The sequence below is a fragment of the Aureimonas sp. AU12 genome (assembly GCF_001463705.1).
GTDB lineage: Bacteria > Pseudomonadota > Alphaproteobacteria > Rhizobiales > Rhizobiaceae > Aureimonas.
This window is the reverse complement of record NZ_BBWH01000043.1, coordinates 213584-220128: the sequence shown is the minus strand read 5'-3', so window position 1 is coordinate 220128 and position 6545 is coordinate 213584. Positions and strand designations below refer to the sequence as shown.

Here is a 6545-nt window from a genome sequence, read left to right as displayed (position 1 = left end):
GGCGGGTCGAGCAGCCGGATCGTCACCGGCAGGCCCGCCATGATCTCGAACAGCTCGATGAAGTCGGAGCGCTGGATCGGCAGAAGGCGATCCAGCGCCGCGCGGCGCCCGGCCTCGTCGCGCGCCAGGATCATCTCGCGCATCATCGAGATCCGCTCGCCCTCGAAGAACATGTGCTCGGTGCGGCAGAGGCCGATGCCCTCGGCGCCGAAGGCGCGGGCCGCGCGAGCTTCCGCCGGCGTCTCGGCATTGGTGCGAACGCGCATGCGCCGCGCCCGGTCGGCAAACTCCATCAGCGTGGCGAAATCGCCGGTGAGCGAAGGTCTGCGCAGCTTCGGCGCACCGAGGATCACGTCGCCGGTGGAGCCGTCGATCGTCACCCAGTCGCCCGAGCGCAGCGTGCGCCCGAGGGCGATGAGCGTGCCCGCCTCGGCGTTGACGCGCAGGAGCCCGGCGCCGGTGACGCAGGGTTTGCCGATGCCGCGCGCCACAACGGCCGCGTGGCTGGTCGTCCCGCCGCGCACGGTGAGGATACCCTCGGTCACGTGCATGCCGTGAACGTCTTCGGGCAGCGTCTCGTTGCGCACGAGAATGGTCTTGCGACCCTCCCCGGCCACCGCGATCGCCTGTTCGGAGGTGAACACGATCTCGCCGCTCGCCGCACCCGGCGAGGCCGGCATGCCTTTGCCGATGAGGATGATCTCCTCGCCGCGCTCGATCGTCGGATGCAGCAGCTGGTCGAGCGAAGACGGCTCGATGCGCAGGAGCGCGTCCTCCTCGGCGATCAGGTTCTCGCGCACCATCTCGACGGCGACGCGGATGCCTTCGGCAACGTTGCGCTTGGCGACGCGCGACTGGAGCAGGAACAGCTCGCCGTCGCCGACCATGAAGTCGATCTCGCAGACGTCGGCCATATGCGCCTCGACGCGCCGCGCATGAGCGGCGAGCGCTTCGAGGTCGGCGGGAAACTCGTCGCGCCCGGTGCCACCGGCGCCGATGGCGGCCAGATCGATCGGCTCGGGCCGGATGCCGATGGCCTCGCCATTGCCACGCCCGCCGAGCGCGAACTCGCCGGTCAGGGCGGACTGGCCGGTCTTCAGGTCGCGCGAGAGGGCGCGGCCGGTGCCGGAATTCTCGCCGCGCTCGTTGAAGATCATCGCATGCACGGTCGTGGCGACGCCGGCATTCTCGGCAACGCCATGAACCATGCGGAAGGCACGCGCTACAGGGGTGCGCCAGCTGGCGAAGGAGGCTTCGACCACGCTGTAGAGTTGCTCGAGCGGCGTCTGAGGCATGGCCGTGCCCAACTCGTCCTCGACGAAGGCCAGATAGGCTGCGATCAACGCGCGCCAGTCGACCAGCGAATGCGGCTCGGCGCCATCCCATCCGGCGCGCGCGCGCTCGGCATCGGCCACCTCGTCGAAATCGCCGGGGTCGATGCTGTGCACGAGGCTGCAATAGCTCTCGATGAAACGGCGATAGGAGCGGAAGGCGAAACCGAGATCCGCCAATTCCTGGGCCAGCCGCTCGACCGTGCGATTGTTGAGGCCGACATCGAGCACCGTGTCGGCCAAGCCCGGCATGACCGAGCGGGCGCTCGTGCGCACGGCCAGCAGCAGCGGCTTCTCGGATCCGTTGAAGGTCCGCCCGGTGACGCCCTCGAGCCATTCGATCGACGCCAGGATCTCGTTGCGCAATGCCGCCGGAAGCCCCTCGGCAGTACCGGCCTCGCGCCAGGCAGACGTGGAGATCGTGAAGCCCGGCGGAACCGGCAGATCCAGCGAAGCCAGCAGCGCAAGGTTCGATCCCTTGAGGCCGAGGGCCTCCGTCGCGTCGGCCGTGCGGTCCGCCGCGCCACGTCTGAACGTGAAAAGTCTCTTGGCCATGGATCGTCTGATGTGTCGCCCGCTGCAGCAGGATGCCGGATACGCGGATCGGGCGTTCCTTCTACGTCAAATGTGCAGCGACGCCAATTGTTGCAACGCACAAATTCCCACGTGAGCATCGACCCGACCACGTATGTCCACGTCACGTGGGTCCGTTCCGCCTCACCGGTCGATCAGGGAGAGATCCATGCGGCGGCCATCAGCCCAGCGCGGCGATCGAACACGGCGCGACGCTGGCTGCCATCGACAAGCCGAAGAAAGTCGATCGCCTGTGCGTGAACCCGCACGAGCGTGAACCGCTCCACGACCGAACCTGCGTCGGCCTGGTCCAACATGTCAGGCGCGGCGATCACGGTGCCCGGCGCCGGATCGGTGCGATACTTGACGCGGCCCGCGTCCGGGATCGGTGCCAACGCCCTCGCCGCCTCCTCGCTTCCGGGTTCGTGAAGCGTGGCGAGGCCGGAGACCCGGATCTGAACCGACGATACCGGATCCCAGAAAAGGAGTTCGACGGCGCCGGACCTCGTCAATTCGCCAACCTTGGCCGAACGCGCGTCGGTGTGGAACTCGATGAGGCCCGTCTCGCCATCCACGGCCCGCAGCACGACGATCCGCGCATTGGGGCGACCATCCGTGCCGGTCGTGGCGACCACGACGTTGCGGAACGCGGAAGTGCGATTTCGGCATCCTGCCTCGAAGGATCGCCAGATGGACGCCAGCAGGACATCAAGCCGATCGGTATCCCAATCCGGTTCGGCGTCGGGGTTCGCAGGCGTCATGAGGGTTCGCCGCAATGCGTCCGAACGACGGTCGACGGGAATGCGAAAGAAGAACGTCCCGCAGCCGATGAATTAGAGCGCAGCCAAGCCGACTCGGCGAGCACTTTGGTGACCCCGGCAGGATTCGAACCTGCGACCATCGGCTTAGAAGGCCGGTGCTCTATCCTCTGAGCTACGGGGCCGATGCGACGCGGCACTGAGACGACGTCAATGCGTCCAGGGCTGCAGGCGCTCGTACTTGAAGTTATCGGAATAGGAAACGCGCGGGCGCACGGAGACGTGCTCTTCTTCCACGCGGAAGGGAATGGCATTGCGCTCGGCATATTCGATTGCCTGTTCCTTCGAATCGAAGGTCAGACGGATCTGGGCGTTCATGTCACCCGACGAGGTGTAACCCATCAGGGGGTCAATGCTCTTGGGCTCGGCGGGCTCGTAGGTGAAGAGCCACTCCTTCGTCTTCCCCTTGCCGGACTGCATCGCCGTGCGGGCAGGACGATAGATACGAGCCACCATGTCAGGAACTCCGCTCCGACGCCAAGTCTGGATTCTCGCGGCGCCGGACGAATGGTCGGAGCGGCAGGATTCGAACCTGCGACCCTCTGGTCCCAAACCAGATGCGCTACCAGGCTGCGCTACGCTCCGAACGGTCCCGGCGGACGGGAACGGACCGTGATATGCCCTGCCCGCCGGGGTCGGTCAAGGGCGCGGCACGCAATGGCTGGAAGAAGGCCGTATCCGCTACTTGTAGCGGCGCGATCTAAGGTCTCAGGGCGTGTTCGGGTTGGTGATGATCGGATGCTCCAGCCGATCGCCGACCTTGGTGCCGTAGGTCGCCGCAGCGCCGCCGTTCAGTTCCAGAACGTATTGAACAGGCGCACCGGAGGGAATCAGCGACAGCGACAAAGGCTGGGCGTTGGCGGCGATGCGCAAGACGCGACCATTGTGGTCCATGAACAGCATATCCAGCGGGATGAGGGTGTTCTTCATCCACATCGTGACCTCGCGCGTCTCGTCGAAGTCGAACAGCATGCCGCTGTCTTTCGCCATCCGGTCCCGATTCATCAGCCCGATCTCGCGTGCCTCCGGCGTATCGGCGAGTTCGACGGCGATCGGGTGGCGCCCGGACGCGGTGACGAGCGTGGCATTGGAGCCCGACGAGCCGGAGGTGAAGACGAAGTAGGAGGTGACCGCCAAAAGAAGGATGATGGCGAGGACGGCCTTGTTGCGGCGGATCGAGGCGATCATCAGTGTGCTCCCGCCCGGGCGGGACCATCGGCGGGATGGACCTCGGCGGCCATCAGCCCCTTCGACCCCGGCCCGAACCGCACGAGAACCTCCTGGCCCGGGCGCAACTCGGTCATGCCGAAGCGGCGCAGCGTTTCCATGTGGACGAAGATGTCTTCGGTTCCGGTCCCGCGCGAGACGAAGCCATATCCCTTCGTCCGGTTGAACCACTTGACCGTCGCCGGCTCCAGGTCGCTCGTCGCGACGACATCGACCTGTGCCTTCGGCGAGGTGCTGCGAGCCGGAAGTGTCGCGGTCGACTGGTCCATCGACAGCACGCGGAAGGCCTGCAGCCCGCGGTCGCCGCGCTGCACTTCGCAGACGATGCGGGCGCCCTCCAGCACGGTCGAGAACCCGTCCCGGCGCAGACACGTGACATGCAGGAGAATGTCGCCCGAACCATCATCCGGTACGATGAAGCCGAAGCCCTTCGCGACGTCGAACCACTTGATGTGACCCGACACCACGTCAAGGTCGAGTATCGTCGCCTCGACCTCGTCAAGGCCCGACAGGGTGTCGGGAATGCGTTCCGTCATCGGGCTGCCAGCCTGTTCTGCGAGAAGGCCGCGGATACCGTCGACGGGGTCGCTACGGAAAGGCGGGCGAGCCGAGCCCATGACCAAAGCGTTCGCACCTGTCGTACCGTCCCTCGATCGATCACCGTTGGTTTCAGAATAGATTACAAGGTGAGTTTGTGAATCCTCGCAACCTCACTTTCTTCGAAAACCAGCGAGAAAGCCACCGTCGGCAGGGCGAAACCCGCAAGCTTGGCAACATCTTTCGCGACCATAAGGGTCCGGGATGGAGTTCCCTGCCGACTTGGCGCGGGCACCCGTCGCGCTACCTCGCCGAGGATCCACCGGAGAGAGAGTTTCATGCGCTACCTGCACACCATGGTTCGAATTGCGGACATCGATCGTTCGCTCGACTTCTTCTGCAACAAGATGGGCATGACGGAAGTGCGCCGGACGGAGAGCGAGGGCGGTCGGTTCACGCTGATCTTCCTTGCGGCGCGGGACGACGTGGAGGCAGGCCGCGAGCATGCCGCTCCCCTCGTCGAACTGACCTACAACTGGGACCCCGAGGACTATGGAACGGGCCGAAATTTCGGCCATCTCGCCTACGAGGTCGACGATATCTACGCCACGTGCCAGTCCTTGATGGATGCAGGCGTCACGATCAACCGCCCGCCGCGCGACGGTCGGATGGCCTTCGTCAAATCGCCCGACAATATCTCCATCGAGTTGCTGCAGCGCGGCGAAAGCAAAGCGCCCGCAGAGCCGTGGGTTTCGATGGCCAATACCGGCAAGTGGTGAGAGCATCGACTCTCACGCCACACTTGTGCCACAGTAGTGAACGTTTTGTAATGTGCCCGGACATCCGCCCCTAGGGGTCGAAGGATGGGGACCTTCGGGTTCGGGTCAGACTTCGGTCGCGGGCGCCAGTTGGCCTCTGCGGCCGTTCACGTCGAGAGATCGACGCCGAGAGGGTGGACGACCATTTGATAGAGTATCAAGTCTCCGCGGCGCGTGCGCGCCTTGCAGGTCGCGGCTTGGCTGCCGCCTGCGTGCTGATGATGCCGATGATCGGTGGCTGCGTGTCGGCGGTCGATGAAAGCGCCTCGTTCGGTTTCGCGCCCACGGCCTCCTCAACATCCGCGGCGACCGGTCTTCCCAAGGATCAGACCACGGGCGAAATCGCCAAGGTGGACGCCGCGAAGCCTGCGGACGCGCCGGAAGAGAAAACGGTAGCCGCCGTGATCGAAGCGTCCGAGACCCAGGTGGCGGCCCTCGCCACATCGGAGACCGGTCGGCAACTAGCTAAAACCGCGGATGCGGCCGTCGAGGCCGAAGCCGGCGCGACAGGTGGCATCCAGCCTTCCGCCTTAATGACGCGAACCTCCGCCCCTGCCGTCGCCGCCTACGCAACCCCCAACCGGGGTGGCAAAGCCTCCGAGAGCTCGCTCTACGCCTCGCTCTTCACGCAGGCCGAGGCCAAGACGCCTCTGAAGAACGCCGAGGCCGGCAAGAGCCGCCGCGTGGTGGTTCTTCAGACGAAGGGGTCGGACAATGAGGCCGGCGGCAATTCCCTGCCCGGCGTCGATCCCAAATCCCTCTTCGAAATCGGCCAGCGCGCATCCGTCGATTCGGAGCTGATGGACGATATCGGCGGCAGCTACCAGATCGCCTCGCTCTCCGGCATCGCGCGTCTCGCGCCGAGCGGCCTGATGATCCAGCGCGAGGATGTCGTCACCAACTGCTTCGACAGCAATCTGATGGGCCTCATCAGCCAGATCGAGAATCGCTTCAAGCAGAAGGTGGTCATCACCTCCGGTTTCCGCTCGCCCGCGCACAATCGAAGAGTGAACGGCGCCAAGGCGTCCATGCACATGGCATGCAAGGCGGCGGACCTCCACGTGCCCGGCGCCAACGGGCTCGAAGTCGCCAAGTTCGTGCGCGCCCTGCCCGGTCGCGGGGGCGTCGGCACCTATTGCCACACGGCCGCGATCCATATCGACGTCGGCCCGAACCGCGACTGGAACTGGCCGTGCCGGACCCGTCGCATGGCCGCCATCAAACAGGACGGTTGATGCAAA

Annotated in this window: 7 protein-coding genes and 2 tRNA genes; 2 read left to right on the top strand and 7 right to left on the bottom strand. The window is 65.5% G+C overall.

All coding sequences use genetic code 11. From position 1 onward, the window contains the following. From AUL33_RS17915 to AUL33_RS17885, 7 genes are all read right to left on the bottom strand, one after another. On the bottom strand, positions 1-1886 hold a 1886-nt coding region (locus AUL33_RS17915; protein ID WP_062211410.1), incomplete at its 3' end, for a PEP-utilizing enzyme. Between the two features lie 173 nt (positions 1887-2059). Beyond that, entirely contained in the window at positions 2060-2665 is a 606-nt protein-coding gene (locus AUL33_RS17910; protein ID WP_062211408.1) for a pyridoxamine 5'-phosphate oxidase family protein, read from the bottom strand. A gap of 106 nt (positions 2666-2771) precedes the next feature. Continuing rightward, positions 2772-2847: transfer RNA gene (locus AUL33_RS17905), tRNA-Arg, on the bottom strand. Positions 2848-2872: 25 nt separating this feature from the next. Beyond that, the gene (locus AUL33_RS17900) at positions 2873-3178 is read right to left on the bottom strand and encodes an ETC complex I subunit (protein ID WP_062211405.1); all 306 of its coding nucleotides are present in this window, start codon (positions 3176-3178) and stop codon (positions 2873-2875) included. A 52-nt stretch (positions 3179-3230) separates the two neighbouring features. Further along, positions 3231-3307: transfer RNA gene (locus tag AUL33_RS17895), tRNA-Pro, on the bottom strand. Between the two features lie 123 nt (positions 3308-3430). Beyond that, the gene (locus tag AUL33_RS17890; RefSeq protein ID WP_082652703.1) at positions 3431-3910 is read right to left on the bottom strand and encodes a DUF192 domain-containing protein; all 480 of its coding nucleotides are present in this window, start codon (positions 3908-3910) and stop codon (positions 3431-3433) included. Next, on the bottom strand, positions 3910-4485 hold the full coding sequence (locus tag AUL33_RS17885) for a cold-shock protein (protein WP_062211471.1): 576 nt from the start codon (positions 4483-4485) through the stop codon (positions 3910-3912). The genes AUL33_RS17890 and AUL33_RS17885 overlap by 1 nt, the downstream gene beginning before the upstream one ends. A 339-nt stretch (positions 4486-4824) precedes the next feature. Here AUL33_RS17885 and AUL33_RS17880 point away from each other — a divergent pair, with 339 nt between their 5' ends. Then, complete coding sequence (locus AUL33_RS17880) at positions 4825-5265, top strand: VOC family protein (RefSeq protein WP_062211402.1); 441 nt, start codon at positions 4825-4827, stop codon at positions 5263-5265. A gap of 236 nt (positions 5266-5501) precedes the next feature. Beyond that, positions 5502-6539 carry a D-Ala-D-Ala carboxypeptidase family metallohydrolase gene (locus AUL33_RS17875; RefSeq protein WP_062211399.1) on the top strand — a complete coding sequence of 346 codons (1038 nt, stop codon included), beginning with the start codon at positions 5502-5504 and terminating at the stop codon, positions 6537-6539. Positions 6540-6545: the final 6 nt, after the last annotated feature.